The organism is Aureimonas flava, assembly GCF_003583935.1.
In the GTDB taxonomy this organism is placed as follows: Bacteria; Pseudomonadota; Alphaproteobacteria; order Rhizobiales; family Rhizobiaceae; genus Aureimonas; species Aureimonas flava.
The window spans coordinates 65,302-91,484 of the sequence record NZ_QYRN01000005.1 but is presented as its reverse complement, the minus strand read 5'-3'; the positions used below and the strand labels follow the sequence as shown (position 1 = coordinate 91,484).

Here is a 26,183-nt window from a genome sequence, read left to right as displayed (position 1 = left end):
GTGGTTCACCAAGGGTCCCTTCCAGAATGGCGTTCCGGCGCGTCGGGCGCGTCGGCATAGGGGTCCGCGATGCCGAGCCCGGCGAGGATCCCGATCTCGAGCGCCTCCATGGCCTCGGCGTCGCGGTCGGTCTCGTGGTCGTGGCCCAGAAGATGCAGGACGCCGTGCACCAGGAGATGACGGAAATGGTCGTCGGGCGCCTTGCCCTCGTCCGCCGCCTCGCGGGCGAGCGTCTGCCGCGCGAGGATCAGGTCGCCGAGCATCGGTCCCGGCCGGTCGCCCGGCTGCAGCGGCATCATGGGAAAGGAGAGGATGTTGGTGGGCTTGTCCTTGCCGCGCCATTCGGCGTTCAGGGCGCGCACGTCCTCGTCGTCCGACAGGGTGACGGAGACCTCGGTCTCGACGTCGGGCGCGAGGCCCGCCCCGCCCGCCGCGGCGAAGACCGCCTCGCGGACCATGTCCTCGGCCGGGCGCGACAGCAGCGCCGCCCAGCCATCGTCCTCCACTGACAGGAGGATGCGCGGCCCCGTGCGGGCCGCGCCGGGAGATCGCCCCTCGCTCATGGCGCGGTCTTGGCGCGGGCGTCGGTCGCGTCGGCCTCGTAGGCCTCCACGATCGCCTGCACCAAGCGGTGGCGCACGACGTCCTTCGCCTCGAAGCGCACCGAGACGATGCTCGACACGCCCTCCAGCACCCGCAGCGCCTCCACGAGGCCCGACTTCACGCCGGTGGGCAGGTCGATCTGCGACGGGTCGCCCGTCACCACCATGCGGGCGTTCTCGCCCAGGCGCGTCAGGAACATCTTCATCTGCATCGAGGTGGTGTTCTGCGCCTCGTCGAGGATCACCGCCGCGTTGGCGAGCGTTCGCCCGCGCATGAAGGCCAGCGGCGCGATCTCGATGGCGCCGGCCGCGATGGCGCGCTCCACCTTCTCGGCCGGCATCATGTCGTAGAGCGCGTCGTAGAGCGGGCGCAGGTAGGGATCGACCTTGTCCTTCATGTCGCCCGGCAGGAAGCCGAGGCGCTCGCCGGCCTCCACGGCCGGGCGCGACAGGATGATGCGCTCGACCTGGCCGCGCTCCAGGAGCTGGGCGGCGTGGGCGACGGCCAGATAGGTCTTGCCCGTGCCGGCCGGGCCGATGCCGAACACCAGCTCGGCGCGCTCCATGGCGCGCATGTAGGCGTCCTGCGTCGGCGTGCGGGCGTAGATCGTCTTCTTGCGGGTGGAGATCTGGGCGAGCGCCAGACGGCCCTTCTTCTCCAGGGTCGGCAGCACGAGCTGGTCGTCCTGCGCCACCGCCATGCGGATCGCGCCCTCGACGTCCGAGACCTGCAGCTCGTGGCCGGACTGGAGCCGGGCATAGAGGATGTCCAGCGCGCGCCGCGCCTGCTCGGCGGCCACCGGGTCGCCCCGCAGCTCCACCTTGTTGCCCCGTGCCCGCGCGTCCACCGACAGCTTCTGCTCGATCATCGCCAGATGCTCGTCGAACTGCCCGAACAGGGCGCTCGCCAGCCGGTTGTCGTCGAAGGTCAGCACGATATGGGCCATGTCCGAGGCGCCGGAGGCCGGAAGCATGCCGCGCGCTGCCTTCATGCGATCTTCCTCAACTCGGGCTCCGCGCCGCCGGCGGCAAGCATCGGGGCCGAAAGAACCGGCTCGGCGCCGGCGGCCATCAGGGAATTGGGGCGGGTGTCGGCGACGCGCACGGTGACGATGTCGCCCACCGCGCCCGCCGAGGCGGGCACCACCACGGGCAGGAGGAAGGGCGAGCGGCCGATCATCTGGCCGGGATGGCGCCCCGGCTTCTCGATCAGAACCTCGGTGTCGCGCCCGACGAAGGAATCCTGGAAGGCGACCTGCTGCTCGCGGATCAGCGCCTGGAGACGGTCGAGACGCTCGGTCTTGACGTCTTCCGGCACGTGGCCGTCCATCGCGGCGCCCGGCGTGCCGGGACGCGGCGAATACTTGAACGTGTAGGCCGCCGCGTAGCGCACGGCGCGCACGAGATCGAGCGTCGCCTCGAAGTCGGCGTCGGTCTCGCCGGGAAAGCCGACGATGAAGTCGCCCGACAGCGCGATGTCGGGGCGCGCCTCGCGGATGCGGTCGAGAAGCGCGAGATAGTCCGCCGCCTTATGTCGCCGGTTCATCGCCTTGAGGATCGCGTCCGAGCCCGACTGCACGGGCAGGTGCAGGTAGGGCATCAGGGCGCGCAAGGTGCGATGGGCGTCGATCAGGTCGTCGTCCATGTCGCGCGGATGGGATGTCGTGTAGCGCAGGCGCGCCAGGCCCGGCACGTCGGCCAGCGCGCGCAGGAGCCCGCCGAGGCCGATCGGCCGGCCGGCGGCGTCGGTGCCCGCCCAGGCGTTGACGTTCTGCCCGAGCAGCGTCACCTCGCGCACGCCGGCCTCGGCGAGGCGGCGCGCCTCGTCCATCACCGCGGCGAACGGACGGGAGACCTCGGAGCCTCGCGTGTAGGGCACGACGCAGAAGGTGCAGAACTTGTCGCAACCCTCCTGCACGGTGAGGAAGGCGGTCACGCCCCGCCTGGCGATCGCGGCGCGGCCGGACTTCGGCAGGTGGTCGAACTTGTCCTCGACGGCGTAGTCCGTCTCCACCACGCGCTCGCCCCGGGCGACGCGGGCCAGCGCCTCGGGCAGGCGATGGTAGGTCTGCGGGCCGACCACGAGGTCCACCACCGGCGCGCGCTCGATGATCTCGGCGCCCTCGGCCTGCGCCACGCAGCCGGTCACGCCGACGCGCAGGTCCCGCCCCTCGGCCGCGCGCTCGCTCTTAAGCACGCGGATGCGTCCGAGCTCGGAATAGATCTTCTCGGCGGCTTTCTCGCGGATGTGGCAGGTGTTGAGGAGCACGAGATCGGCGTCCTCGATCGCCTCGGTCTGCACATAGCCGTCACGCTCCAGCGCGTCGCCCATCCGCTGCGAGTCGTAGACGTTCATCTGGCAGCCATAGGTCTTGATGAAGACCTTGCGTTCGCCCCGCGTTCGTTCGTACGGTGTGTCCATGCGTCCTTTGCGGGCTCCGCCCCGTCTCCTGACGGCCGGACGGACCCCATGCGCAAGTCCTCGACTTCGCCGCACCGCCGCGCAACCGCCGCCGGCCCGGCCCTTCTCCCTCCTATATCGACCGGCAGCCCCCCGGACGCAAGCGACGTTTTCGCGCAACGCCCGCCCGGAACGCTCAGCCGTCGCCGGGAAAGCCGAGGCTGGCGCGCAGCATCCGGCGCACCTCGACCTCGCAGGCGCGCGCCATTGCCTTGCGGTCGCTGCCCGGTTCGAACCGGATCGGCGCGCCGAACGAGATCTCGACGTCCACCGCCCCCTCGCGCAGAAAGGCGCTGAGGTGCGGCATCAGCGCGACGTCGCCGGGCCAGGCGGCGAGCGGGCGCCCGAAGCGGCCGAGCACCATGCCGTTGGCGCCGACATAGGCGATGGAGACCGGCTGCACGAGCACCGCCTGCGCGCGCGAGGCCCGCAGCGCGGCCTGCGCGGCGCCGAACAGCGCCGTCTTGAACGGCAAGACGCCGTTGCCGTCCGAGGTCGTGCCTTCGGCGAACAGCACCATCGCGTCGCCCGCGCCGAGCCGCGCGGCGATGGAATCGGCCTGTGCGCCCGTACGCCCGCGCGCGTTGCGCTCCACGAACACGGTGCGCTGCAGCCGCGCCAGGAGGCCGAAGACCGGCCAGCCCTCGACGTCGGACTTGGCGATGAAGGAGAGCGGCATCACCGAGCCCAGCGCCATGATGTCGGCCCAGGACTGGTGGTTGGACACGAGGAGCAGCGGCCGACCGGTGGCGGGGGCGCCGCGCAGGTGTACCCTGAGGCCCGCGACGCGCACGGCCACGCGCTGCCACAGGAAGGGCAGCCATGCGGCGAGCCGCCAGCCGAAGCGGATCGCGACGAGTTGCAAGGGCGCCAGAACCAGCGTCATCAGCGCCAGCACGGCCGCGACGGCCGCCAGACGCAGCCGCGCCACCGGATCGGCGCCGCCCGGCTGCGCGCGCCGCGCCGCGTCGTCCGCGCCCTCAGCGAGGGCCAAGGGTCCGCTTCAGGACGAGGGCGTTCTGGCGCTGGCCGTCGGGACCGACGTAGTAGGCCGGGCGCCGCCCCACCTCCTCGAAGCGCAGGTGGCGATAGAGCCGCAGGGCCGGCGCGTTGGTCTCCTCGACCTCCAGGAACAGCGAGGCGGCGCGTTCGGCGTGGAGATGCTGGAGCACGTTGTCCATCAGGAGGCGGCCGAAGCCCTTGCCGCGAGCCACCCTGTCGACGACGATCGTCAGGATCTCCGCCTCGTCGGCGGCGAGGCGTGCCAGCACCACGCCCACGGGGCGGACCTGCCCGGTCCGGCGCACCACGTAGCCGAAGGTGCCCGCCTGCGACAGGAGCGCGGCGAACTCGTCGCCCGACCAGGGCTGCGAGAAGGCCTGGCTATGGAGCGCGGCGGCCCATTCCACGTCGTCCGGCCCCAAGGGCTCGGCGACATGGTCGGCCGGCGCGACGAGGCCCTCCCAGAAGGACAGCGTCCAGGCCCACGGCAGATACCAGTACATGCCCTCCTCCTCCCGCGGATCGCGACCGGACCGGAACCGCCGGCCGTCCGCGACTATCAGCCTCAAGGATTAACGGTGCCTGTCCAAGGCGCCGCGCGAAGGCCGGACGGCGCCTGCGCCTTCGCGTCCGCCCCCCTCAGATAGAGCGGAAGCGGCGGCGCGGCGACGGCGCGGCGGGCGGCGATGCGCGCCAGCGAGCGGATCGGCGCGCTGCCTTCGGTATCGTCGATGCGGGCGGCATCCAGCCCAAGCGCCTCGGCCGCGATGCCGGACCCGGAGCCGACGAGCCGGACCGGCGCCGAGGCGCGCCGCGCCAGCGCGGCGAGCGCCCCGGGCACCAGGGCCTCGGGCTCGGACAGCGGAGCGCCGCCCCGATCGAACAGGGCGGCATAGACCTCGCCGCGCCGCGCGTCGTGCACGGCCAGCACCGGTGCCTCGGCCCAGAACGGCTCGGCCTGAGCCTCCAAGGTGGTGACGCCGACGCTGGCGACGCCGAGCGACAGCTCGAACCCGCGAGCGGCCGCCACGGCGACGCGGATGCCGGTGAACGAACCGGGGCCGATGCCGACCCCGAGCCGGACGATCTCGCCCCAGCCCGCGCCGGCCGTCTCCAGCGCCTCGGCCACCGTGTCCATCAGCACCTCGGCGTGGCCGCGTCCGACCACCGGATCCACGGCCGCGAGGATGGCGCCGTCGGCAAGGCGCAGCACCGCCGCCGAGCATCGCTCGCCCGCCGTGTCGATCGCCAGGAGAAGGCCGCCCGCCATGTCCGATGCCCGCCGGGTCAGGCCGCTTCCATCGCCTCCACGGCCTCGACCTCCGGCACGAAGTGGCGCAGGAGGTTCTCGATGCCGTGCTTCAGCGTGGCGGTGGAGGACGGGCAGCCGGCGCAGGAGCCGCGCATGTTGAGGAACACCACGCCGTCGCGGAAGCCGCGGAAGGTGATGTCGCCGCCATCCTGGGCGACCGCCGGGCGCACGCGCGTCTCGAGCAGTTCCTTGATGGTCGAGACCACCTCCTCGTCGCCCGCCTCGAAGAACTCCTCGCCCGAATCGTCGGGCGGCGCGGTGCCGCCGGCCCCCGCCGCCATCACCGGCTCGCCCGACAGGAAATGCTCCATCAGCCCGGCGAGGATCGCGGGCTTCAGATGCTGCCAGCCGGTGTCGTCCTTGGTGACGGTGACGAAGTCGTAGCCGAAGAACACGCTGCGCACGCCGTCGATGCCCATGAGCTTGGCGGCGAGCCGCGAGCGGGCGGCGGCGTCGGCGGGGTCCAGGAACTCGGCGGTGCCGTTTTCCAGGACCACACGCCCCGGCAGGAACTTCAGGGTCTGGGGATTGGGGGTCGATTCGGTCTGGATGAACATGGGCGCGCCTCGGTTCAGCGGCGGAAAATTCTTTCCGTTCCAGATAGTCGCCACGCGCCCGCGCCGCAAGCAACGGGGCGCGGACGCTCGGGGACCGCCCGGCGCGAAAAGGGGCGGCGCCGACGCGCCGCCCCCTTCCCGTCTCGTCCGGCGCGCCGTTCAGCCCTCGAAGCGCTCCTTGCGGAGCGAGCCGTCGGCGTTCAGCTCGATGCGCATGTCGCGGCCCGAGGCGTCCTTGGCGTCGGCCTCGACATGGTCCTTCATCACCTCGTAGTCGCCGCCATAGGTGTAGCCGAGGCGTTCGATCGCGGCGCGGGCGGCGTCCTCGCCGAGCGGCGCGGCATAGGGCTCGCGCTCGTCGATCCGGTTGTCGTCGTCCACCTTGATCTCCCACATCCGGCCGTCCGCGTCCTTGGCGGTGAACTCGGCATGGTGGCGCTTGGTGTCGGTCAGCGTCACCTCGGTGTAGCCGGCGTCGGTCAGCGCCTTGGTGGCCGCCGCCTCGTCCACGCCGCCGCCGAACCAGCCGCGTCCGGCGCGCTCCTCGTGCGGCGGCGGCGGCGGCGGGCCGTCCTCGCCGCGCGGACCATGGCGAGGACCGTCACGGCCAGGACCCCGCCCGGGTCCACGCGGCCCGTCGCGCTCGGGGCGCGGACGCTCCAGGGCGACGCGCTCGCCGCCGCCGACGCTGATCGAACGGGCGTCGACCTGGCCGCGCTCGAAGCGGCCGTCCACCGAGACGGTGTCGCCGACCTTGACGAGGTCGCCGCGCGCGCCGCGGGGGCCGAGCTCCACGAGCGCGCGGCCGGTCGCGTCCTCCAGCACGAAGCGGTTGCCGAACACCTCGGCGACCTTCCCCTCGAGGCGCAGGTCGTTCATGTCGCGCAGCTCGCCCACGGTGGCCGAGCGCGGCGCCGGCGGTGCACCAGCCGGGGCGCCGGCCGGGGCGCCTTGCGCGAAGGCCAGGGTCGAGCCGGCCAGAAGCGGCAGGACGAGCGCGGCGATGCCGAGGCGACGCTTGAGGGAACGGGAAGAATGGGTTGTCATGATCGACAGGTCCTTGTCGGTTGCGGATGACGCCCCTTCTACCCGTCGCATCGAAACCCCTCCTGAACCGCGCGGTTCAGGTTCCGTTCAGGCGGCCCGACTAGTGCGGGCCCGGCGGTTCCAAGGACACGAGACCTCTCATGCGCGTGCTTCTGGTCGAGGACGACACAGGCCTGGCGAGCGAGATCGCGGCGGCGCTGCGGGCCGAGAACTTCGCCGTGGACCACGCCGACAACGGCGTCGACGGCTTGCATCTGGGCGACACCGAACTGTTCGACGCGGCGGTGCTCGACCTCGGCCTGCCGGGCCTCGGCGGCATCGAGGTGCTGCGCGGCTGGCGCGAAGCCAAGCGCGACCTGCCGGTCCTCATCCTCACCGCCCGCGACGGGTGGAGCGACAAGGTGCAGGGCTTCAAGGCCGGCGCCGACGACTATCTGGTGAAGCCCTTCCGGGTGGAGGAACTGGTGATGCGCCTGCGCGCGCTGGTGCGCCGCGCGCGCGGCCATGCCGACGCGCGCCTCGCCTGCGGTTCCCTGGTGTTCGACGCGCAGGTCGGCACGTTCGAGCGCGACGGCCTGCCGCTGAAGCTCACCGCGCTGGAATGGCGCGTCCTGTCCTGCCTGATGCTGCGCAAGGAGATCGTGGTGCCGCGCGCCGACCTGATCGAGCGCGTCTACGAGGGAGACGCGGAGGTCGATTCGAACTCCGTCGAGGTCATCATCGCCCGCCTGCGCCGCAAGATCGGCCACGCCATGATCGAGACCGTGCGCGGCCTCGGCTACCGGCTCACTGCCGGCGAGGCGGCGGCCGGATGAGTCTTCGCCCCCCGCGATCCCTTCGCGACCTGTCGCTGCGGGCGCGGCTGACGCTCTCGGCCGCGCTGTTCGTGCTGGCCGCCGTGCTGCTCACCGGGCTGCTGATCGGCACCGTGCTGGAGCGGTTCGTGCGCGGCGAGGTGGCGGGCCGGCTCGACCTGCAGATCGCCGCGCTCCAGGCCGCCCTGCTGAGCCCCCCGCCCCCCGACGCCCCGCCGCGCGAGGGGCCGGGGCGCGGGCGACGCCCGCCCGAGCCGCCGGCCCCGGCGCTGGCGCGCGCTCTGGCGGAGGTCGACGGCGCGCCCTTCGACCGGCCGCGCGGCGACTGGTTCTGGCAGGTCGAGCTGGAGGACCGGATCCTCGCCCGTTCGCGTTCGCTGCGCGGGCGCGCGCTCGACCTGCGCGAGGACGCGCCGAGGCTCGGCGGCGGCCCGAACCGGCTCCTCACGGGCCTCGGCCCCGACGGCGAGGCGCTGGTGCTGCGCGAGCAGGAGGTCGACCTGCCCGGCGGACGCGAGGCGCGCATCCTGGCGGCCGCCCCGCGTGGGACGATCGACGGCCCCTTGCGCGACGTCACGCTCCAGGTGGCGGCCACGCTGACCGGCCTCGGCGCGCTGCTCGTCGCCGCCATCTTCGCGCAGGTGCGCTTCGGCCTGAAGCCGCTCGACGCCCTGCGCACGGCGCTCGCCCGCGTGCGCTCGGGCGAGCGCGAGACGGTGGAGGGGCGATACCCGGCCGAGCTCGAGCCGCTCCAGCGCGAGCTCAACGCCCTGATCGAGCAGGATGCCGCCAACCTGCGCCAGTCCCGCCTGCATGTCGCCAACCTCGCGCACGGCCTGAAGACGCCGCTCGCCACCCTTTCGGCCGCCGCCGAGCGCCTGCCCGAGCCCGAGACCCGCGCCCGCCTCCTGGATCTCGCGGCGCTGATGGACCGGCGGGTGCGCCACCACCTGCGCCGCGCGCGCACGGCCGCGCTCGGCGGGCCGGTGCGCCAGCGCACGGACCTTGCCCGCCACGGCGAGGACCTGGCGGCGACGCTCGCCAAGTTTGACCCCCGCGTTCGCCTCGAAACCGCGCTGGCGCCGGGCCTCTTCGTCGCCGTGGACCGGGAGGACCTCGACGAGATGCTGGGCAACCTCCTCGACAACGCCTGCCGCCACGCCCGCGCCCGCGTGGTGCTCGAAACCACGCAGCACGGCACGCAGGCCGTGGCACGCATCGCCGACGACGGGCCGGGGCTTTCCGAGACGGAGATCGACGCCGTGGTCCAGCCCGGCCGCCGCCTCGACGAGACGCGGCCCGGCCACGGTTTCGGCCTGCCCATCACCGCCGAGATCGCGGGGCTCTACGGCGGCAGCCTCGCGCTCGGCCGCGCGCCGGAGGGCGGGCTGGAGGCGCGGCTCGCGCTGCCGCTCTCGGCGCCGGCGGCCTGAGGGGGCTTCCCCCGGTCCGCGCGCGGTGACACAGGAGGCGGATGGAAGACCTGCCGCCCCGCGCCCTCGCCGCCCTGGAGACCCTCCTGCGCCTGCGCCGCGACGTGCGCCGGTTTCGCCTCGATCCGCTGCCCGCCGACCGGGTGGCGCATCTCCTGCGGCTGACTGCCCTGGCGCCATCGGTCGGCCTCAGCCAGCCGACGCGGCTGGTGCTGGTGGAGGATCCCGCCCGGCGCGAAGCGGTCCGGGCCAGCTTCCGTCGCTGCAACGCCGAGGCGCTGGCCGCCGCGCAGCCGGAGCGCCGGGCGGCCTATGCCGGGCTGAAGCTCGCCGGCCTCGACCGGGCGCCGGTGCACGTCGCCGTGTTCAGCGTCGCCGATCCGGCGCAGGGCCATGGGCTCGGCCGCCACACCATGCCCGAGACGCTCGACTATTCGGCCGTGCTGGCGATCCACACGCTGTGGCTGGCGGCGTGCGCCGACGGCATCGGTCTCGGCTGGGTGTCGATCCTCGATCCGGCCGAGATCCGCGCCGCCCTCGACGTGCCGGCGGACTGGCGCTTCGTCGCCTATCTCTGCCTCGGCCTGCCCGAGAGGGAGGACGACGTGCCCGAACTCGAGCGCCGGGGATGGGAGCGTCGGCGCCCGGCCGTGATCCTGCGGCGCTGAGCGCGCCGGCCGGTCAGCAGAGGCTCTCGATGTCCTCGTCGCTGAGCGTCGCGGGCACGATGGTCACGGGGATCGGGAAGGCCGAGCCGGAGCCCGCCACGGCCGAGACCAGCGGCCCGGGTCCCTCGGCCGAGTCGCTCGCGGCCAGCACCAGGATCGCGATCTCGCGGTCGGCTTCGATCAGGGCGCGGATCTCGTCCACGGTCTTGCCCTCGCGCACCAGCGTCTCGGGCTCCAGGCCCACCGCCTCGCGCAAGTCGTCGGTGACCCGCGCCATGCGCGTCTCCGCCTCCTCCATGGCTTCGGCGCGCATGATCTCGCCGACCCCCAGCCATTGCTGGAAGTCGGCCGCGTCGATCACGTAGAGAAACACCACCACGCCGCCCGAGGCCTTGGCGCGGCGCGCCGCGTAGGCCGCCGCACGCCCGCATTCGGGCGTCTCGTCGATCACAGCCAGGAACTTGCGGCGGCCGCCTTCGCCCCGCCCGAGTCGCTTCGATACCATCGCGCGACCATGACAGCCCGCCGCCGGAGCGGCAAGCGGGCCGGCAGGCCGCCCCGGCGCTACCCGTTGAGCAGGCCGACGATGGACTTGACGTCGCCGAGCGTGCGGCTGGCGATGGCGCGCGCGCGCTCGGCGCCGTGGCGCAGCGTGCGGTCGATCTCGGCGGGATCATCGAGGATGCGGCGCATCTCGGTGGCGATCGGCGCGAGCTTGGCCACGGCGAGGTCGGCGAGCGCCGGCTTGAACTCGGAGAAGGGGCGCCCGCCGTATTCGGCGAGGACGTCGGCCTTGGAGCGGCCGTCCAGCGCGGCGAAGATGCCGACGAGGTTGTCGGCCTCCGGCCGGCCCGCGAGGCCCGCCGCCTCGGACGGCAGCGCGTCGGGGTCGGTCTTGGCCTTGCGGATCTTCTTGGCGATCGTGTCCGCCTCGTCGGAGAGGTTGATGCGCGACAGGTCGGACGGGTCGGACTTCGACATCTTCTTCGAGCCGTCCTTGAGGCTCATGACGCGCGTCGCCGGCCCCTCGATCAGCGGGTCGGTGAGCGGGAAGAAGCCCTGCACGGTCTCTTCGCCCATCGCGATCGGGTGGCCGAGCCCCTTCTCGGCGATGCGCTCGGAGAAGTCGTGGTTGAACTTCGCCGCAATGTCGCGCGTCAGCTCCAGGTGCTGCTTCTGGTCCTCGCCGACCGGCACCAGCGTCGCGCGATAGGCCAGGATGTCGGCGGCCATCAGGCTCGGATAGGCCAGGAGACCGAGCGAGGCGTTCTCGCGGTCCTTGCCGGCCTTGTCCTTGAACTGGGTCATGCGGTTCATCCAGCCGAGCCGGGCGACGCAGTTGAAGATCCAGGCGAGCTCGGCATGCTCCGGCACGCGGCTCTGGTTGAACAGGATGTGCTTGTCGGCGTCGATGCCGCTGGCGATGAAGGCGGCGGCCAGCTCGCGGATGCAGCGCTCCAGCTCGGCCGGCTCCTGCCACACGGTGATGGCGTGCAGATCCACCACGCAGAACAGGCAGGGATAGGCGTCCTGCAGCGCCACCCAGCGCCGGATGGCGCCGAGATAGTTGCCGAGATGGAGGTTTCCGGTGGGCTGGACGCCGGAAAACACGAGCGGCTGGAACGCGGCCATGGGACAGCTCCGAAGGGCATGCGGCCGGGACGGCCGATCGGGCGCTTATGGCGAAGCGGGCGGCGCGCCGCAAGACGCGCCTCGGGCGCGTCCGGGAACCAGGTGCACAACCCTGGCGTCTCCCCTCCACACCCGCCGCATCCCGGCGGTTGAACCGAACCGCAGGAGACCCGCCATGAGCTTCTTCGACCGCATCAAATCCAAGATCTTCGGCTCGGCCCATGCCGAAACGCCGGCGGCGGAGGCCACGCCGCAGGCCGGCACCGGGCCCGCCGCGACACCGGCCTCCACCAGCCTCGGCGGCACCGCGGCACCCGCGGGCCAGGAGCCGACGCCCAGCCCCCAGATCACGGCTCCCGCGGCGGGAGCGCCCGGCAGCTCCGGCGCGGCCGCGCCGGCGACCGCGGGCGCATCGGCGCCCACCGCCACCACGCCGGGCGCCTCGTCCATGCCGGCATCCGCGCCGGCGGGTTCGGTGGACGTCGCCGCGATTCTCGACGGCAAGGCGAAGGACGCGGGCCAGACGCTGGACTGGCGCCGCTCGATCGTCGATCTCCTGAAGCTTCTCGATCTCGACTCGAGCCTTGCGGCCCGCAAGGAGCTAGCCGGGGAACTCGGATACACGGGCGACCACGACGATTCGGCCGCGATGAACACGTGGCTGCACCGGCAGGTGATGACCAAGCTCGCCGCCAACGGCGGCACGGTTCCGGCCGAGCTTCGCGATTGAGGAGCGCGGGCGGGCGGCGTCAGCGTGCCTCCCGCCTCCGCTTCACGAGCTTGAGCACCAGCGCCCGGTCCGCCGCACCGGTGGCGAAGGCCAGCGCGAAGTAGATCAGCATCGCCACACCCGCCAGCGCCAGCACCGCGAGCGACTGGTGGATGACGTTGGGGTCCGCCCCCATCCAGCGGTCCAGCGCCTCCAGCATCGCCAGCAGCGCGACGCCCATCAGCGCCGCCGAGAGGAGCACGAGGGCGGCGCGGCGCAGGAGCTTGCCGTCCACGTGCCACAGCCCCTGCCGGCGCAGCCCCTCGAACAGAAGCCACGCGTTGATCCAGCCGGCCAGCGTGGTCGCCAGGGCGATGCCGCGCTCGGCGTAGAACCAGAACAGCACGAAGGAGAGCACCGTGTTGGCCAGCGCCGACACGCCGGTGACGATCATCGGCGTCCGGGTGTTCTCGCGCGCGAAGTAGCCGGGCGAGAACACCTTGATGAGCACGAAGGCCGGCAGGCCCAGCGCGTAGAGGCCGAGCACGGCCGCGACCTTCTCGGTCGTGTCCGGCCCGAAGGCGCCGCGCTCGTAGATCAGGCGGATGATCGGCTCGGGCATCACGAACAGCGCGACCGCCGCCGGCACGGTGAGGAACAGCGCGAATTCGAGGCTGCGGTTCTGGGTGTGCTGCGCCTCCTCCAGCCGCCCGGCCTTGAGGGCGCGGGCGAGCTCGGGCAGGAGCACGACGCCGATGGCGACGCCCACCATGCCGAGCGGAAGCTGATAGGGGCGGTCGGCATAGGTCAGGATCGACACCGCGCCGGGCTGGTAGGAGGCGATCGCCTGGCCGACGAAGAGGTTGATCTGCGTGATGCCGCCGATCAGCGCGGCCGGACCGGCCAGCACCAGGAGCCGCCTGAGGCCAAGCGTCCAGCGCGGGCGCCCGAGCGACACGGAGAAGCCGGCCATGCGCATTGCGAGCGTCACCATGAGGAGCTGGCCGACGCCCGCCGCCAGCACGCCCCAGCTCATCAGGAAGCCGATCGTGCGCTGATCGGCCGCCTGCCACCAGGCATAGGCGAGGACGCCGATCAGCACGAAATTGAGCAGCGTCGGCGCGGCCGCCGCGGCGAAGAAGCGGCGGAAGGCGTTGAGGATGCCCGACACCATCGCCATCAGCGACATGCAGGCGAGATACGGGAACATGATGCGCGAGAAGGCGACGGTGATGCCGAAGCGGTCCTCGCAGGAGAGCTGCTGCCGCAGCGTTTCCGGGTCGTCGATACAGGCCGCGAGGCCCGGCGCGATGATCGTCTTCACCAGGAAGGGCATGAAGATCATTGCCACCACGGTGAGGCCCGTCAGCACCACGAACAGGGTGGCGAAGATCTCGGAGGCGAAGCGCCGGGCGCCCACCTCCCCCTCCTCCTCCAGCGAACGGGCGAAGAGCGGGATGAAGGCGGCGTTGAACGCCCCTTCCGCGAAAAGGCGCCGGAACAGGTTGGGAAAGCGGAAGGCGAGGTTGAACGCGTCCGCCACCGGCCCGATGCCGAGCGCGGAGGCCATCATCATCTCGCGGGTGAAGCCGAAGACGCGGCTCACCAGCGTCGCGCCCCCCACGGTGGCGAACTTCTTAAGAAGGCTCACGGGACCATCCCGAAGGCCACCGGCGACGGCTTGGCGGAGGGCGAGGTCAGCTCGCCGTCCGGGTCCTCGAACACGGCCAGCAGGCGGCGGCGGATGCGCTCGCCCCGCCCCTCGCCCGTCACCTTCATGCCCAGGAGGTCGGTGACGTAGAAGACGTCCACCACCTTCTCGCCGTAGGTCGAGATGTGGGCCGAGCGGATGTCGAGCGACAGGTCGGAGATCGCGCCGGTGAGGTCGGCCAGAAGCCCCGGCCGGTCGAGGCCCTCGACCTCCAGGACGGTGAGCCGGTTGGACAGTTCGTTGTGGATGTCGATACGGGGCGGAAAGGCGAAGGACGGGCTGGTGCGCGGCGCGCGGCGACGCGCGATCAGGGCGGGGATCGCCTCGCGCCCGTCGAGCAGCCCCTCGATGGTCCGCGCGATCCGCTCGGCACGGCGCAGCTCGTCCGCGTCCTCCGCGAACTCCCGGTTCAGCGTGACCACGTCCAGCGCGCGTCCGTCGGTCATGGTGAAGATCTGCGCGTCGGCGATGTTGGCGCCCGTGGAGGCGCAGCCGCCGGCGATCAGCGACAGGAGGCGCGGATGATCGGGCGCGAGCACGGTGATCTCCGTCATACCCCGGAATCGGTCGGTGCGGGCCACGGACGCGAAGCCGCGCCCGGCGGCGTCGGCGTCGCGCACGAACTCGGCATGCAGCACCTGGTCGTCGAGCGGCACCGACAGGAAGTAGTTCTGGTAGTGGTGGTCCACCGCCGTCTCGCGCGCTTCGGGCGTCCACTCGGAAAGCCGTCCTCGCAGCTCGGCCTTGGCGGCCTGCGTGCGCTGCTCGCGCGAGGATTCGGAATAGCCGCCCGTGAGCATCGGCTCGGTCTCGGCGTAGAGGGTGCGGATGAGCTGGCCCTTCCAGCCGTTCCAGACGCCCGGGCCCACCGCCCGTATGTCGCACACGGTGAGGATCGTCAGGAGCTTCAGCCGGTCCAGCGTCTGGACGCGCGCGGCGAAGTCGCGGATCGTCTTGCGGTCGTTGAGGTCGCGCTGCTGCGCCACCATGGACATCACGAGATGGTCGCGCACCAGCCAGGCGACCAGCTCGGTCTCGCCGGCGTCGAGGCCGAAGCGCGGGCACAGCGCCTCGGCGATGCGCGCGCCCGCCACCGAATGGTCCTCCGGCCGCCCCTTGGCGATGTCGTGCAGGAGCAGCGCGACGTAGAGCGGCACGCGGTCGCGGATCGTGGAGACGAAGCCGCTGGTCACCGGCAGCTCGCCGCCGAGATTGCCCCGCTCGAGCCGTGACAGCTCGGCGATGGAGCGCAGGAGATGCTCGTCCACCGTGTAGTGGTGGTACATGTTGAACTGCATCATCGCGACGATCTTGCCGAAGTCGGGCACGAAGCGTGCGAGCACGCCCGCCTCGTTCATCCGGCGCAGATGGAAGGCCGGATCCTCGCGGTCGGTCAGGACGTCGATGAAGAGCGAGTTGGCTTCCGGGTTGCGGCGCAGCGCCTCGTCGATCAGGCGCAGCGAGCGGCGGACCAGCTTCAGGGCGTCGGGATGGTATTCCAGCCGGTGCACGGCGGCGAGCTTGAAGATCCGCAGCAGGTTGACCGGGTCCTGCGCGAAGACGTGCCGGTCGGCCACCGTGATGCGGCCGTTGTCGATCAGGAAGGCGAGCGTGCCGGGAATCTGGCGGGAGCGGCGGCGCAGCGAGCGCACGAAGCCGCGGATGCCCGGCGCGTCCTTGGCCTTCTCCTCCTCCAGGGCGGCGCAGAAGATGCCCGTCAGGTCGCCGACGTCCTTGGCGATCAGGAAGTAGTGCTTCATGAAGCGCTCGACGTCGGTCAGGCCGGGATGGGTGTTGTAGCCGAGCCGGGCGGCGATCTCGGGCTGGAGGTCGAAGGACAGGCGCTCCTCGGCCTTGCCGGTCAGGAAGTGCATGTGGCAGCGCACGGCCCAGAGGAAGTCCTCGGCCTTGCCGAAGATCTGCCCCTCGCGCCGGGAGAAGACGCCGGCGGCGACCAGCGCGTCGCGCGTGTCGACGCGGTAATGGTCCTTGGCGATCCAGAACAGGGTGTGGAGGTCGCGCAGGCCTCCCTTGCCCTCCTTGACGTTCGGCTCGACCAGGTAGCGCGTGTCGCCGCCCTTGGCATGGCGCGCGTCGCGCTCGGCCAGCTTGGCGGCGATGAAGGCGCGGCCCGTCCCCTCCACCACCTCGGCGTCGAAGCGCCGGCCGAGCTCGGCGAAGAGCTCGGCGTCGCCGCAGACGAGGCGCCGCTCCAGGATCGCGGTGCGGATGGTGAAGTCCGTCTCCGACAGGCGCACGCTCTCCTCCACCGAGCGCGTGGCGTGGCCGACCTTCAGGCCGAGATCCCAGAGAAGATAGAGGAGGTATTCGGCGACCTGCTCGCCGAGCGCGGTCTGTTTGTAGGGCAGGAGGAACAGGAGGTCGATGTCGGAACCGGGCGCCAGCGTGCCCCGCCCGTAGCCGCCGACCGCCAGGATCGCCATGCGCTCGCCCGACGACAGGTTGGGCGCGGCGAACCTGTGCTGGAGGGCGAAGTCGTGGATGGCGCGGATCAGCTCGTCCTGGAGCGCCGAGATGCGCTGGGCGCACAGGAGGCCGCCGCCGTCGGCGAACAGCATCGCCTCGGCCGCCTTGCGGCCCGCAGCGTTGTAGGCCTTCAGGACCGCTAGCACCTGGGCGCGCACCTCCGGCGTCGCGCAGCTCCCCGGCTTCTCGGAGGGAACGAGCGCCCAGAGCGCGGCGCGCAGCGCGTGCGGGTCGATGATCTCGGGGAGGCGCAGATCCTCGCCGTCGGTCGGGTGACGCGCCGCGAAACGGATGCCGGGCTTCTGGGAAACGCTCATCGGGACTGCCTCATGCCGGCGCACGCCGCCGTCGGCACGACGGGTCCGGAGGAACCCGCCGGTCCGACGGCGGCGCTCTAGCATGGGCGAGCGGCCCTGACAAAAGGTTGCGCCGCGAAGAGGCCGCGGGCGCCGACCGGCTCAGGCGCCGACGATGGCGCCGCCGTTCGGGTGCATCACCTGGCCGGTGAAGTAGGACCCGTCCTCCGAGGCGAGGAACAGGAGCGCCGAGGCCACCTCGTTGGGCTGGCCGGCGCGCTTCATCGGCACCTGCGAACCGAAGTTCGCGACCTTCTCCGGGTCCATCGACATGGGGATGAAGGGCGTCCAGATCGGGCCGGGCGCGACGCCGTTCACGCGGATGCCCTTGTCCACGAGGTTGGAGGCCATGGAGCGCGTGAAGGCGGTGATGGCCCCCTTTGTGGAGGAATAGTCGATCAGCGTGTCGTTGCCCTTGTAGGAGTTGACCGAGGTGACGTTGACGATCGCCGAACCCGGCTGGAGGTGGTCCAGCGCGGCCTGCGTCATGTAGAAATAGCCGTAGATGTTGGTCTCGAAGGTCTTGGCGAGCTGGGCCTCGGTGATGTCGCGCAGGTCCTCCGCCTCCTCCTGGTGGGCGGCGTTGTTGACCAGGATGTCGAGCTTGCCGAACGCGTCCGCGGCCTTGTCGACGGCCTCCCGGCAGAAGGCCTTGGAGCGCACGTCGCCGCGGATCAGGAGCGCTTTGCGGCCTTCCTTCTCGATCGCGGCCTTGGTCTCCTCGGCGTCCCGGTCCTCTTCCAGGTAGACGATCGCGACGTCGGCGCCCTCGCGCGCGAACAGAACGGCCGTCGCGCGGCCGATGCCCGAGTCGCCGCCCGTGACGATCGCGGCCTTGCCCTGGAGGCGGCCGGAGCCGGGGAAGCGGGGCTCGTAGTCGGGGCGCGGCGTCATATCGTGCTCGCGGCCGGGTTCGTGGTCCTGGTGCTGGGGGGGAAAGTTCGTCATCGGGTTCGTCTCCTTCTGCCGGCCGCACGGGGCGGCCCGTCCGGCGAAGGAAGGCGCGAAAGCCGGCACCGTTCCCGCGCGCCTGCCCGCAAAGCGTGGCCGGGCAAGCACGGCGGCCCGCCGGTCAGCGCCGGTCGGCCAGGAGACCCTTCAGGCGATACAGCGCCTCCAGTGCCTCGCGCGGCGTCATGGCGTCCGGGTCGAGCGCCGCGAGCCCTTCCAGCGCCGGGGACGGGGCCGCGGGCGGCGTGGCCTTGGCGGCCTGCCGGAACAGCGGCAGGTCGTCCAGGAAGGCGGTGCGCTTCTCGCCCTGCTCCGATCGTTCGAGCTCCGACAGGATCTCGCGCGCCCGCTCCACCACGGCCGGCGGCAGGCCGGCGAGGCGCGCGACCTGCACGCCGTAGGACCGGTCGGCGACGCCGGCCGTCACCTCGTGCAGGAAGATCACCTCGCCCTCCCATTCCTTGACGCGCACCGTGGCGTTGCGCAGCCGCTTGAGCCGGCCGGCCAGGGCCGTCATCTCGTGGAAATGGGTGGCGAACAGGGCGCGGCAGCGGTTCACCTCGTGCAGGTGCTCCACGGCGGCGAAGGCGATCGACAGTCCGTCGTAGGTCGAGGTGCCGCGCCCGATCTCGTCCAGCACCACCAGCGTGCGCTCGCTCGCCTGGTTGAGGATCGCGGCGGTCTCGACCATCTCCACCATGAAGGTCGAGCGCCCTTCGGCCAGGTCGTCCGAGGCGCCGACGCGGCTGAACAGCCGGTCGACGACGCCGATGCGGGCCTTGGTGGCGGGCACGAAGGCGCCGATCTGGGCCAGCACCGCGATCAGCGCGTTCTGGCGCAGGAAGGTGGACTTGCCGCCCATGTTGGGACCGGTGATGAGCCAGATCGCGCCGGCCGCCGCCGCCTTGCCGCCCGCCACCGCGCCGGAGGCGTCCGGCGGCGACAGGTCGCAGTCGTTGGCCACGAAGGACTGGCCGCCGGCGGCCTTGAGCGCCGCCTCCACCACCGGATGCCGCCCGCACTCCACGAAGAAGGCCAGCGAGCCGTCCACCACCGGGCGCACCCAGCCGGCGGAGACGGCAAGGTCGGCGAGCCCTGCCGAGACGTCGATCACGGCCAGCGCCTCGCCGACCCGGCGGATCGCGTCGAGCGCCGCGAGCACCGCCTCGCGCAGCTCGGCGAAGACGGCAAGCTCGATTGCCAGCGCCTTGGCGCCCGCCTCGGTGATCCGCGCCTCGAGGTCGGCGAGCTCGGGCGTCGAGAAGCGCATGGCCGAAGCGAGGGTCTGGCGGTGATGGAAGGCGCCGCCGGCCAGAAGGGCCGGGCCCTGCGCCTCGGGCACCTCCACGAAATAGCCGAGCACGTTGTTGTGCTTGACCTTCAGGGAGCGGATGCCGGTCTCGGCGGCGTAGCGGGCCTGGAGCTCGGCCACCACCCGGCGCGAATGGTCGCGCAGGGCGCGCGTCTCGTCGAGCTCGGCGCTGGCGCCGGCGCGCACGAAGCCGCCGTCGCGGCGCTGGAGCGGCAGGTCGTCCGCCAAGGTGGCGGACAGGCGCGCGACGAGGTCGGCGGGGCGCCCGGCCAGGGCCGCCGCCGCCTCGGCGAGCTCCGGCTCCAGCGCGGCACCGGCCAGCGCGTCCGCGATCGTCCCGGCGCGGCGCAGCCCCTCGCCGAGGGCGCCGAGATCCCGCGGGCCGCCCCGGTCGAGCCCGAGGCGCGACAGGGCGCGGTCGATGTCCGGCAGGCCCCGCAGGCCCTCGCGCAGGCGCCGGCGCAGCCCCGCGTCGGCCGCCAGCAGCGCCACGCTGTCCTGGCGCGCGTGGATCGCCGCCGGGTCGGTCAGCGGCAGGGCGAGGCGGGCCCCCAGGAGGCGCGCGCCCGCGCCGGTGAGGCAGCGGTCTATGGCGCCCAAAAGCGAGCCCTGGCGCTTGCCGGCGACGGTGCGCGTCAGCTCCAGGCTCGCGCGGGTCGCCGGATCGATGCGCAGGTAGGACCCGGCCTCTACGCGGCGCGGCGGCGACAGCGGCGGATGCGCCTTGAGCTGCGTGCGCGCCAGATAGGCCAGGAGCGCCGCGCCGGCCGCCGTCTCGGCCCGCCCGAACGCGCCGAACCCGTCCAGCGTGGAGACGCCGAAGAAGCGGCACAGGCGCTCGGCGGCGGTGGTGCCGTCGAACAGCACGGCCGGCTCGAGGCGCAGGCGGCGCCCGAGGCGCATGACGAGCGGCGCCAGCGCCTCGTCGGCCACCAGCGTGTCGGCCACGACCACTTCCGACGGCTCCATGGCCATGATGTCGGCGGCGATCGCCTCGGCGCTGCTCGGCGCGATGCGGAACAGGCCGGTGGAGAGGTCCGCCCAGGCGATCGCGTAGGCGCCCGCCGCGCCGCCGACGCGCGCCAGGCACATCAGATAGTTCGGCCGGCCGGGCTCGAGCAGCGTTTCCTCGGTGATCGTGCCGGGCGTGACGAGGCGCACGACGTCGCGCCGGACCACCGACTTCGAGCCGCGCTTCTTCGCCTCGGCCGGGTCCTCGACCTGCTCGCAGACCGCCACGCGGAAGCCCCGCGCGATCAGCTTCTGGAGATAGTCGTCGGCGGAGACCACCGGCACGCCGGCCATCGGAATGTCGGCGCCCAGGTGCTTGCCGCGCTTCGTCAGGGTGATGCCGAGCGCCGCCGAAGCCTCCACCGCGTCGTCGAAGAACAGCTCGTAGAAGTCGCCCATCCGGTAGAACAGGAGGCAGTCGGCATGGGCCGCCTTGATCTCCAGGAACTGCGCCATCATCGGCGTCGGCGCGGCGTCGCCCGCGGCGCCGGCTCCGGCGTCGGGGGCCCGTCGAAGCTCTCGGTCGGGTCGCGGGATCTCCAGCATGGGGCATGGATAGCGGCGCGCGGCGCCCGGCGGAAGCGCCCGGCCTGTTGCCGTCCCCAGGATTCGCCATGGAACGCCGACCGTTCATCCGGCATTCAATGTCCGCATGTGAGACTGACCTTCGAGACCGTCCATGATTCCGTCGACGACGGCTGACAGGGGACGGCGAAGGCGATGTTTGCTCGAACCGCGGCGATCCCATCCGCGGGCGCGAGGAAAGGCGATGACGGTGATCAGCAGAATGGCGCGGATCGGCAGGAATGGCGGCGTGGCGCTCGTGGCGCTGCTTCTGGCAGGCGTGGCGGGCACGGCGGCGGCGCAGAGCGCGCAGGAGCGCGTGAACGTCTACCAGTACGCGGTGGACCATCCGCAGGCGGACGCGTCGCTCCGCGCGGCGCCCACGCTCGGCGCCTCGGTGCCGCAGGCGGTGGACCTGTCGCGCGTCGAGGGCGACCAGGACTACGGCTACTTCTACTTCGACGGGCGCCCGGTCCTGGTGGACCTGCGCACGCGCTCCGTGGTGCGCGTGGACCACTGAAGCGGCCCGGCTGGCCGGGAGCCCCTCCCGGCCGCCTCGCGGGACGACGGCCTCAGGCGGCGAAGCGTCCGGCGTCGGCCCCGTAGTGGCTGACATAGCGCGGGTTGATGCGAGAAACGGGCAGCACCACGAGCACGTCGGTGGTGCCGAACTGGTGGTCCACCACCGCGTCCTCGCCGACATAGCCGCCGATCCGCAGGTAGCCCTTCAGGAGCGGCGGCAGCGCGCCGAGCGCGCGCTTGGGATCGGCGCAGACCACGCCGGGAGCCAGCGTCGTGCGCCGCCCGGCCACCGCCCGCACGCGCCACTCGGCGGGCGCCGGGGCGCTGTCGCGCATCAGCGCCAGCGCGTCGGACAGCTTCGAGGGGTCGGTCCCGGCGAGCGAGGCGCAGCCGAAGAGAACGTCGATCCGGTGGCGGAGGACATAGGCCCAGATGCCCTGCCACAGGAGTTCCACCGTCCGCTTGCCGCGATAGTCCGGCAGGACGCAGGAGCGACCGAGCTCCAGGAACCGCAGGCCGGGGTGGCGCGCCACCAGCCGGTCGATCTCGAACTCGCCGGCCGTGTAGAAACCCGGCGAGCGCCCCGCCGCGCTCTGGCGCAGCAGACGATAGGTGCCCACGATCTGGTCCGCGCCCTCACCCGCCCTGGCGCGGTCGAACACCAGGAGATGGTCGCAGAAGCGGTCGAAGCCGTCGGCGTCGCGCCGGGTCATCTTCTGGAGCGGCGAGGGCTTGGCGGCCATCTCCTCGTAGAAGACGCGGAAGCGCAGCTCCTGCGCCGCGCGGATCTCCGCCCGGGTGCGCGCCAGGCGCACCTCCAGCCCCCCGAGCCGCCCGAGAACCGGCGCGCGCGGATCCAGGGGCGCCGCGAAGCCGCGCGGAGCGGACGGGATGAGCGACAGCACGCGCTTGGCCAGGGGCTCGCCCGTTCGGGCGGTGCGCGGGCTCACGGTGGCGGCAAATCCCAGCATGGCGTCTCCTGCGGACGATCGAAACGGCTCGGCGCCATCCGATTAGCGGACGGGGGCGACGGTTTCGTGACGAGCGGACGTGTCGCCGCCCCGATCCGCCGGGACCGTCCGGCTCCTGTTTCCGCCCCTTTCACGAACGCGTCAACCGTCCGCAGGCTCCCGTCCGTCGGCCCGTCGCTTCTTCCTGTGCAGCACGAACTCGTCGAGCAGGATCAGCGCCGCGCCCACCGAGATGAAGGCGTCGGCTAGGTTGAACACCGCGAAGCTCCAGACCGGCGTGTGGAACAGGACGTAGTCCACGACATAGCCGAGCGTGACGCGATCGATCAGGTTGCCGATCGCCCCGCCCACGATGATCGCGAAGCCGAACTGGGTGAGCCGGCGGTCGGCCGGCGTGTTCCACCAGAGCCAGCCGATGAAGCCGAGCACCACCAGCGAGATCGCGGCAAGGCCCAGCCCGTGGAACCCGTCCAGCATGGAGAAGGCGATGCCCTCGTTGCGGGCGTGGAACAGGGCCAGGAACGGCAGGAGCTCGATCGCTTCGCCCAGCCCCATCGTGGCGACCACCAGATGCTTGATCGCCTGATCGAGCCCCACGGCCACGGCGACCACGGACAGGGCGGAGAGGAGACGGGCCTTCACAGAACCAGGCTCCCGCGCCGCGCCTCGAAGATCATCAGCCCGGTGGCGACGGCGAGGTTCAGGCTGTCGGCCCGCCCGACCTGGGGAATGCGCACCAGCGTATCGCAGGCCCCCGCCAGCGCGTCCGTCAGCCCGGCCTGCTCGTTGCCCATCAGCAGCAGCGTCGGCCCGGCACCGTAGGCGGGCTTTCGGAAGTCGGTCTCGCCGCGCATGTGCGTGCCCACCACCAGCCCGGAGAACCCCTTGCGGAAGGCGAGGAAACCGGCCTCGTCGACCCGCGCCACAGGCATGGCGAAGATCGAGCCCATCGTTGCGCGCACCGCCTCCAGCGAGAACGGGTCGACGCTCTCTCCCACCAGCACCACGCCCCGGGCGCCCGCCGCGTCGGCGGTGCGCAGAATGGTGCCTAGATTGCCGGGATCGCGCACCCGGTCGAGCACGACCAGGAGCCCGTCGCGACCGAGATCGATCCGATCGAGGCGCTGCGTCCGCTGCCGGAACACGCCGATGGCGCTCTGCGGATTGTCGCGGCGCGAGATGGCCGCCAGCACCTTGTCGCTCGCCTCCAGGACGTCCGCCCCGGCCGCCACGGTGCGCGCGGCGGTCTTGGAGAGGAGGTCGGAATGGAGCTGGGTCCTGGCGGCGACAAGCGTGTCGATGGTCCAGCCGGCGTCCAGCGCGTCGATCACGAGCTTCAGCCCTTCGGCCAGGAACAGCCCGGTCTCCTCGCGATGCTTCTTGAGCGCGAGGTTGCGGATGTCCTTGACGATCGGGTTGGAGACGCTGGTCACCTCCTTCACGCGGCCGGGAGCGACGGTGGCCGGGCGGCGGGGGGCTTCGCGGTCGGTCAAGCGGACACCCATCTGGAAAAGAGCGAGGTGGACAGGAGGCGGGCGTCGGCGCCCTCCTCCCTGATGACGAGTTCGCCCGATTCCACCGTGCCGCCCAGCCCGCGCATCGCCTCGCCCATCAGGGCGGAGAGCGAATAGAACGAGGAGCGGATGGAATAGGCGGTGAGCACCAGGGCCAGCGGGCGGTCCGACAGGAGCCGGCGCATCAGCACCAGGAGGTGGGGCAAGTCCTCGAAGAGCTGCCAGACCTCGCCCTTGGGGCCGCGGCCGAACTTCGGCGGGTCCAGCAGCACGATCTCGTAGGCCGAGCCGCGCCGTGCCTCGCGCTCGGCGTAGCGCACGGCGTCCTCGCAGATCCAGCGGATCGGCCTGTCCGAAAGGCCCGCCAGCTCGGCGTTCTCGCGCGCCCAGCCGATGGCCCGCTTGGAGGCGTCGACATGCGTCACCTCGGCGCCGGCGCGCGCCGCCAGGAGCGAGGCGAGGCCGGTGTAGCCGAACAGGTTGAGCACGCGCACCGGACGCCCCGAATTGGCCAGCTCGCGGCTGATCGCGTCGGTCATGAAGCGCCAGTGGACGGCCTGCTCGGGAAACACGCCGACGTGGCGGAACGAGGTGAAGCGGCCGAGATAGGGCAGCCCGTCCTGGCGCATCGGCCAGGTCTCGCCGAGGGGCTCGCGGGGGAAGCGCCAACGGCCGGTGCCCTCCTCGTCCGTGTCGCCGGTGAACACGGCGTCGGCGCCCTCCCAGAGCGCGGCCGGCAGGCGGCGCGGCCAGATCGCCTGGTTCTCCGGGCGGCGGATCGAGAGCGGGCCGTATCGCTCCAGCTTCTCGCCGTCGCCCGAGTCGAGGAGCGCGTAGTCGGCGCCGGGCTCGACCTCGAGGATCACCGGCGCGCGGAAGCCGGGGCGCGCCCCTTGCGGCCATTCCACCGGCGGCCGGTCGCGCCGGTTCTCGCGCGCGATCTCCTCGACGCTGTCGCGCCGGGCGGGCGGCGTTTCGGGCGCCGGCGGGTTCGCGGGGGTCGGCGGCCGCGCCTTCGCGCCGGCGGGCGCGCCGGGACCCGGCTGCGGGCGCTCGTGCCGGGCGGGCCTGCCCGAACCCTTGGACGGCCCCTTGGATCTGTGGTTCCTCATGCCGCGGCTCATAGCGTATCGCAGGGGCATCCGGCAAACCGCACCGGCTTGGCAAAGCGCGCGGCGCGGACCATTCTTCCCGCCTGCCGGCCCCCGGGCCGAGAGGGAGGACAGGACATGGATCTGAAGGGCGAATACCGCCTGCCCGCGCCGCGCGAGACGGTCTGGGCGATGCTCAACGACCCGGCGGTTCTCAAGGCGTGCATTCCCGGCTGCCAGGCGCTGGAGGTCACGGGCGACAACGAGATGGCGGCCACGGTGGTGGCCAAGGTCGGACCGGTGAAGGCGACCTTCACGGGCCAGGTGCGCCTCGAGAACATCGTGCCGCCGGTGAGCTACTCGATCGTCGGCGAGGGCAAGGGCGGCATCGCCGGTTTCGCCTCGGGCGGCGCCGACGTGCATCTGGCCGACGAAGGCGCGGAGACGGTGCTCACCTACACGGTGGACGCGCAGGTCGGCGGCAAGATCGCCCAGCTCGGCGGCCGGCTGGTGGACGGCTCGGCCAGGAAGCTGGCCGGCCAGTTCTTCGACAACCTGGCCGCCCGCGTCGGCGGCGAGCCCCTTGCCGCCGAGGCGGCGCAGGACGCCTGAATCAGGCGGCGGCCGGACCGGACAGCGCCGGCCGCGCCTCGCCGGGCGCGGCGAGCGCGGGCCCGGCCGAGGCGGCGCGGGCCTGCTCCTCGCGCAGGCGGCGTAGGCGCTCGTGCGAGACCTCCACCTCGTGGCGCAAGTTCTCCACCTCGTTGCCGCGCCGCGCCGCCCGGGCACGGTAGTGGCGCTGGGTGACCCAGGTTCCGAGGCCGCCGAGCAGCAGGCCCAGGATCACCGCCCCGGTCAGCAGCACGAAGAGCGGCACCTGGTAGACGAACTGCGGAATGGTGCCGATCGGGTCGAGCGACACGGGCACGGGCGCCCGGTTGGCGACGCAGAAGACCACGAGCAGGATCGCCAGCGGCCCGAGCACGAGGAGGGTGAGGATCTTCGAGATCATGGTCCGTCCGTCTTGAGGGGCGCGGGAGGCACGGAAGCCGCCCGGCCGGACGCCTGATTCCCAGGCTTCGGAACTAGGTATGGAGGGCGCGGCCCGCGTCAATCGGCGATCCGTGCCTCGCGGCCGCTCCCGGCCGGCCCGGAGCGACGGCTCAGGCGTCGTTCAGCCGCTCGCGCAGTTCCTTGCCGGTCTTGAAGAAGGGCACCCACTTCTCCTCCACCTCGACCGCCTCGCCGGTGCGCGGGTTGCGGCCGGCGCGCGGCGGACGGTTCTTGACCGAGAAGGCGCCGAAGCCGCGCAGCTCGACCCGGTTTCCCTCGCACAACGCCTGGGTGATCTCGTCGAAGATCGCGTTGACGATGGTCTCGACGTCCCGCTGGTAGAGATGCGGGTTGCGGCCGGCGATGATCTGCACGAGCTCGGACTTGATCACGATACGTTTC

Annotated in this window: 26 protein-coding genes; 6 read left to right on the top strand and 20 right to left on the bottom strand. The window is 72.3% G+C overall.

The genetic code is table 11. The features are described from left to right. Positions 1–5 precede the first annotated feature (5 nt). The 8 genes from ybeY to D3218_RS10230 all read right to left on the bottom strand — a co-directional run bounded on the left by ybeY (position 6) and on the right by D3218_RS10230 (position 6,981). Entirely contained in the window at positions 6–563 is a 558-nt protein-coding gene (ybeY, locus tag D3218_RS10265) for an rRNA maturation RNase YbeY (RefSeq protein WP_119539989.1), read from the bottom strand. Next, on the bottom strand, positions 560–1,594 hold the full coding sequence (locus D3218_RS10260; RefSeq protein WP_119539988.1) for a PhoH family protein: 1,035 nt from the start codon (positions 1,592–1,594) through the stop codon (positions 560–562). Before D3218_RS10260 ends, ybeY begins: the two co-directional genes overlap by 4 nt. After that, positions 1,591–3,024, bottom strand: coding sequence for a tRNA (N6-isopentenyl adenosine(37)-C2)-methylthiotransferase MiaB (gene miaB / locus D3218_RS10255; RefSeq protein ID WP_119539987.1), 1,434 nt, complete (start codon positions 3,022–3,024; stop codon positions 1,591–1,593). Before miaB ends, D3218_RS10260 begins: the two co-directional genes overlap by 4 nt. A gap of 175 nt (positions 3,025–3,199) precedes the next feature. Next, the gene (olsA, locus tag D3218_RS10250; RefSeq protein WP_483458054.1) at positions 3,200–3,994 is read right to left on the bottom strand and encodes a lyso-ornithine lipid O-acyltransferase; all 795 of its coding nucleotides are present in this window, start codon (positions 3,992–3,994) and stop codon (positions 3,200–3,202) included. Between the two features lie 49 nt (positions 3,995–4,043). After that, positions 4,044–4,568: a GNAT family N-acetyltransferase gene (locus D3218_RS10245; protein ID WP_119539986.1), complete on the bottom strand. Its 525-nt coding sequence runs from the start codon at positions 4,566–4,568 to the stop codon at positions 4,044–4,046. Positions 4,569–4,630: 62 nt separating this feature from the next. Further along, complete coding sequence (gene tsaB / locus D3218_RS10240; protein WP_119539985.1) at positions 4,631–5,335, bottom strand: tRNA (adenosine(37)-N6)-threonylcarbamoyltransferase complex dimerization subunit type 1 TsaB; 705 nt, start codon at positions 5,333–5,335, stop codon at positions 4,631–4,633. A gap of 17 nt (positions 5,336–5,352) precedes the next feature. Next, a complete protein-coding gene (locus D3218_RS10235; RefSeq protein WP_119539984.1) occupies positions 5,353–5,934 on the bottom strand; it encodes a NifU family protein in 582 nt (193 codons plus the stop codon). 159 nt (positions 5,935–6,093) lie between these two features. Further along, positions 6,094–6,981, bottom strand: coding sequence for a hypothetical protein (locus D3218_RS10230; RefSeq protein ID WP_119539983.1), 888 nt, complete (start codon positions 6,979–6,981; stop codon positions 6,094–6,096). A 140-nt stretch (positions 6,982–7,121) separates the two neighbouring features. Between D3218_RS10230 and D3218_RS10225 the strand changes: the two genes are divergently transcribed. From D3218_RS10225 to bluB, 3 genes are read left to right on the top strand one after another with little or no spacing between them, the layout of a single operon-like run. Continuing rightward, positions 7,122–7,796, top strand: a complete 675-nt coding sequence (locus tag D3218_RS10225) for a response regulator transcription factor (protein ID WP_119539982.1) — start codon at positions 7,122–7,124, stop codon at positions 7,794–7,796. Next, a complete protein-coding gene (locus tag D3218_RS10220) occupies positions 7,793–9,229 on the top strand; it encodes a sensor histidine kinase (RefSeq protein ID WP_119539981.1) in 1,437 nt (478 codons plus the stop codon). Before D3218_RS10225 ends, D3218_RS10220 begins: the two co-directional genes overlap by 4 nt. Before the next feature lie 41 nt (positions 9,230–9,270). After that, positions 9,271–9,897 carry a 5,6-dimethylbenzimidazole synthase gene (gene bluB, locus D3218_RS10215; protein ID WP_119539980.1) on the top strand — a complete coding sequence of 209 codons (627 nt, stop codon included), beginning with the start codon at positions 9,271–9,273 and terminating at the stop codon, positions 9,895–9,897. A gap of 13 nt (positions 9,898–9,910) precedes the next feature. Here the strand turns inward: bluB and D3218_RS10210 are convergent, their stop codons facing one another. Both D3218_RS10210 and trpS read right to left on the bottom strand, forming a co-directional pair. Next, a complete protein-coding gene (locus D3218_RS10210; RefSeq protein WP_119539979.1) occupies positions 9,911–10,402 on the bottom strand; it encodes a universal stress protein in 492 nt (163 codons plus the stop codon). Positions 10,403–10,461: 59 nt separating this feature from the next. Then, the gene (gene trpS / locus D3218_RS10205) at positions 10,462–11,529 is read right to left on the bottom strand and encodes a tryptophan--tRNA ligase (protein WP_119539978.1); all 1,068 of its coding nucleotides are present in this window, start codon (positions 11,527–11,529) and stop codon (positions 10,462–10,464) included. Positions 11,530–11,704: 175 nt separating this feature from the next. Here trpS and D3218_RS10200 point away from each other — a divergent pair, with 175 nt between their 5' ends. Further along, entirely contained in the window at positions 11,705–12,259 is a 555-nt protein-coding gene (locus D3218_RS10200; protein WP_119539977.1) for a DUF3597 domain-containing protein, read from the top strand. A gap of 19 nt (positions 12,260–12,278) precedes the next feature. Here D3218_RS10200 and murJ read toward each other — a convergent pair whose 3' ends face one another. The 4 genes from murJ to mutS all read right to left on the bottom strand — a co-directional run bounded on the left by murJ (position 12,279) and on the right by mutS (position 20,525). Next, positions 12,279–13,889: a murein biosynthesis integral membrane protein MurJ gene (gene murJ / locus D3218_RS10195; RefSeq protein ID WP_119539976.1), complete on the bottom strand. Its 1,611-nt coding sequence runs from the start codon at positions 13,887–13,889 to the stop codon at positions 12,279–12,281. Further along, positions 13,886–16,753: a [protein-PII] uridylyltransferase gene (locus tag D3218_RS10190; RefSeq protein WP_119539975.1), complete on the bottom strand. Its 2,868-nt coding sequence runs from the start codon at positions 16,751–16,753 to the stop codon at positions 13,886–13,888. Before D3218_RS10190 ends, murJ begins: the two co-directional genes overlap by 4 nt. A gap of 141 nt (positions 16,754–16,894) precedes the next feature. Further along, complete coding sequence (locus tag D3218_RS10185) at positions 16,895–17,809, bottom strand: SDR family oxidoreductase (RefSeq protein WP_280959967.1); 915 nt, start codon at positions 17,807–17,809, stop codon at positions 16,895–16,897. Positions 17,810–17,864: 55 nt separating this feature from the next. Further along, positions 17,865–20,525 carry a DNA mismatch repair protein MutS gene (gene mutS / locus D3218_RS10180; protein WP_119540274.1) on the bottom strand — a complete coding sequence of 887 codons (2,661 nt, stop codon included), beginning with the start codon at positions 20,523–20,525 and terminating at the stop codon, positions 17,865–17,867. Between the two features lie 310 nt (positions 20,526–20,835). On the opposite strand from mutS, the gene D3218_RS10175 reads away from it, so the two are divergent. Then, positions 20,836–21,150 carry a DUF1236 domain-containing protein gene (locus tag D3218_RS10175; protein WP_168990477.1) on the top strand — a complete coding sequence of 105 codons (315 nt, stop codon included), beginning with the start codon at positions 20,836–20,838 and terminating at the stop codon, positions 21,148–21,150. A gap of 52 nt (positions 21,151–21,202) precedes the next feature. Here D3218_RS10175 and olsB read toward each other — a convergent pair whose 3' ends face one another. From olsB to D3218_RS10155, 4 genes are all read right to left on the bottom strand, one after another. Continuing rightward, entirely contained in the window at positions 21,203–22,123 is a 921-nt protein-coding gene (gene olsB, locus D3218_RS10170; RefSeq protein WP_119539972.1) for a l-ornithine N(alpha)-acyltransferase, read from the bottom strand. 141 nt (positions 22,124–22,264) lie between these two features. Continuing rightward, positions 22,265–22,765 (bottom strand): signal peptidase II, encoded by a 501-nt coding sequence (gene lspA, locus D3218_RS10165; RefSeq protein ID WP_119539971.1) that lies wholly within the window; start codon positions 22,763–22,765, stop codon positions 22,265–22,267. Further along, the gene (locus D3218_RS10160; protein ID WP_119539970.1) at positions 22,762–23,628 is read right to left on the bottom strand and encodes a TrmH family RNA methyltransferase; all 867 of its coding nucleotides are present in this window, start codon (positions 23,626–23,628) and stop codon (positions 22,762–22,764) included. The genes lspA and D3218_RS10160 overlap by 4 nt, the downstream gene beginning before the upstream one ends. Beyond that, positions 23,613–24,749 (bottom strand): RsmD family RNA methyltransferase, encoded by a 1,137-nt coding sequence (locus tag D3218_RS10155; RefSeq protein ID WP_245414999.1) that lies wholly within the window; start codon positions 24,747–24,749, stop codon positions 23,613–23,615. Before D3218_RS10155 ends, D3218_RS10160 begins: the two co-directional genes overlap by 16 nt. A gap of 117 nt (positions 24,750–24,866) precedes the next feature. Between D3218_RS10155 and D3218_RS10150 the strand changes: the two genes are divergently transcribed. Then, on the top strand, positions 24,867–25,340 hold the full coding sequence (locus tag D3218_RS10150) for an SRPBCC family protein (protein ID WP_119539968.1): 474 nt from the start codon (positions 24,867–24,869) through the stop codon (positions 25,338–25,340). Between the two features lies 1 nt (position 25,341). On the opposite strand, the gene D3218_RS10145 is transcribed toward D3218_RS10150, so the two are convergent. Beyond that, positions 25,342–25,740 (bottom strand): lipopolysaccharide assembly protein LapA domain-containing protein, encoded by a 399-nt coding sequence (locus D3218_RS10145; RefSeq protein WP_119539967.1) that lies wholly within the window; start codon positions 25,738–25,740, stop codon positions 25,342–25,344. A 151-nt stretch (positions 25,741–25,891) separates the two neighbouring features. Continuing rightward, positions 25,892–26,173: an integration host factor subunit beta gene (locus D3218_RS10140; protein WP_119539966.1), complete on the bottom strand. Its 282-nt coding sequence runs from the start codon at positions 26,171–26,173 to the stop codon at positions 25,892–25,894. Positions 26,174–26,183: the final 10 nt, after the last annotated feature.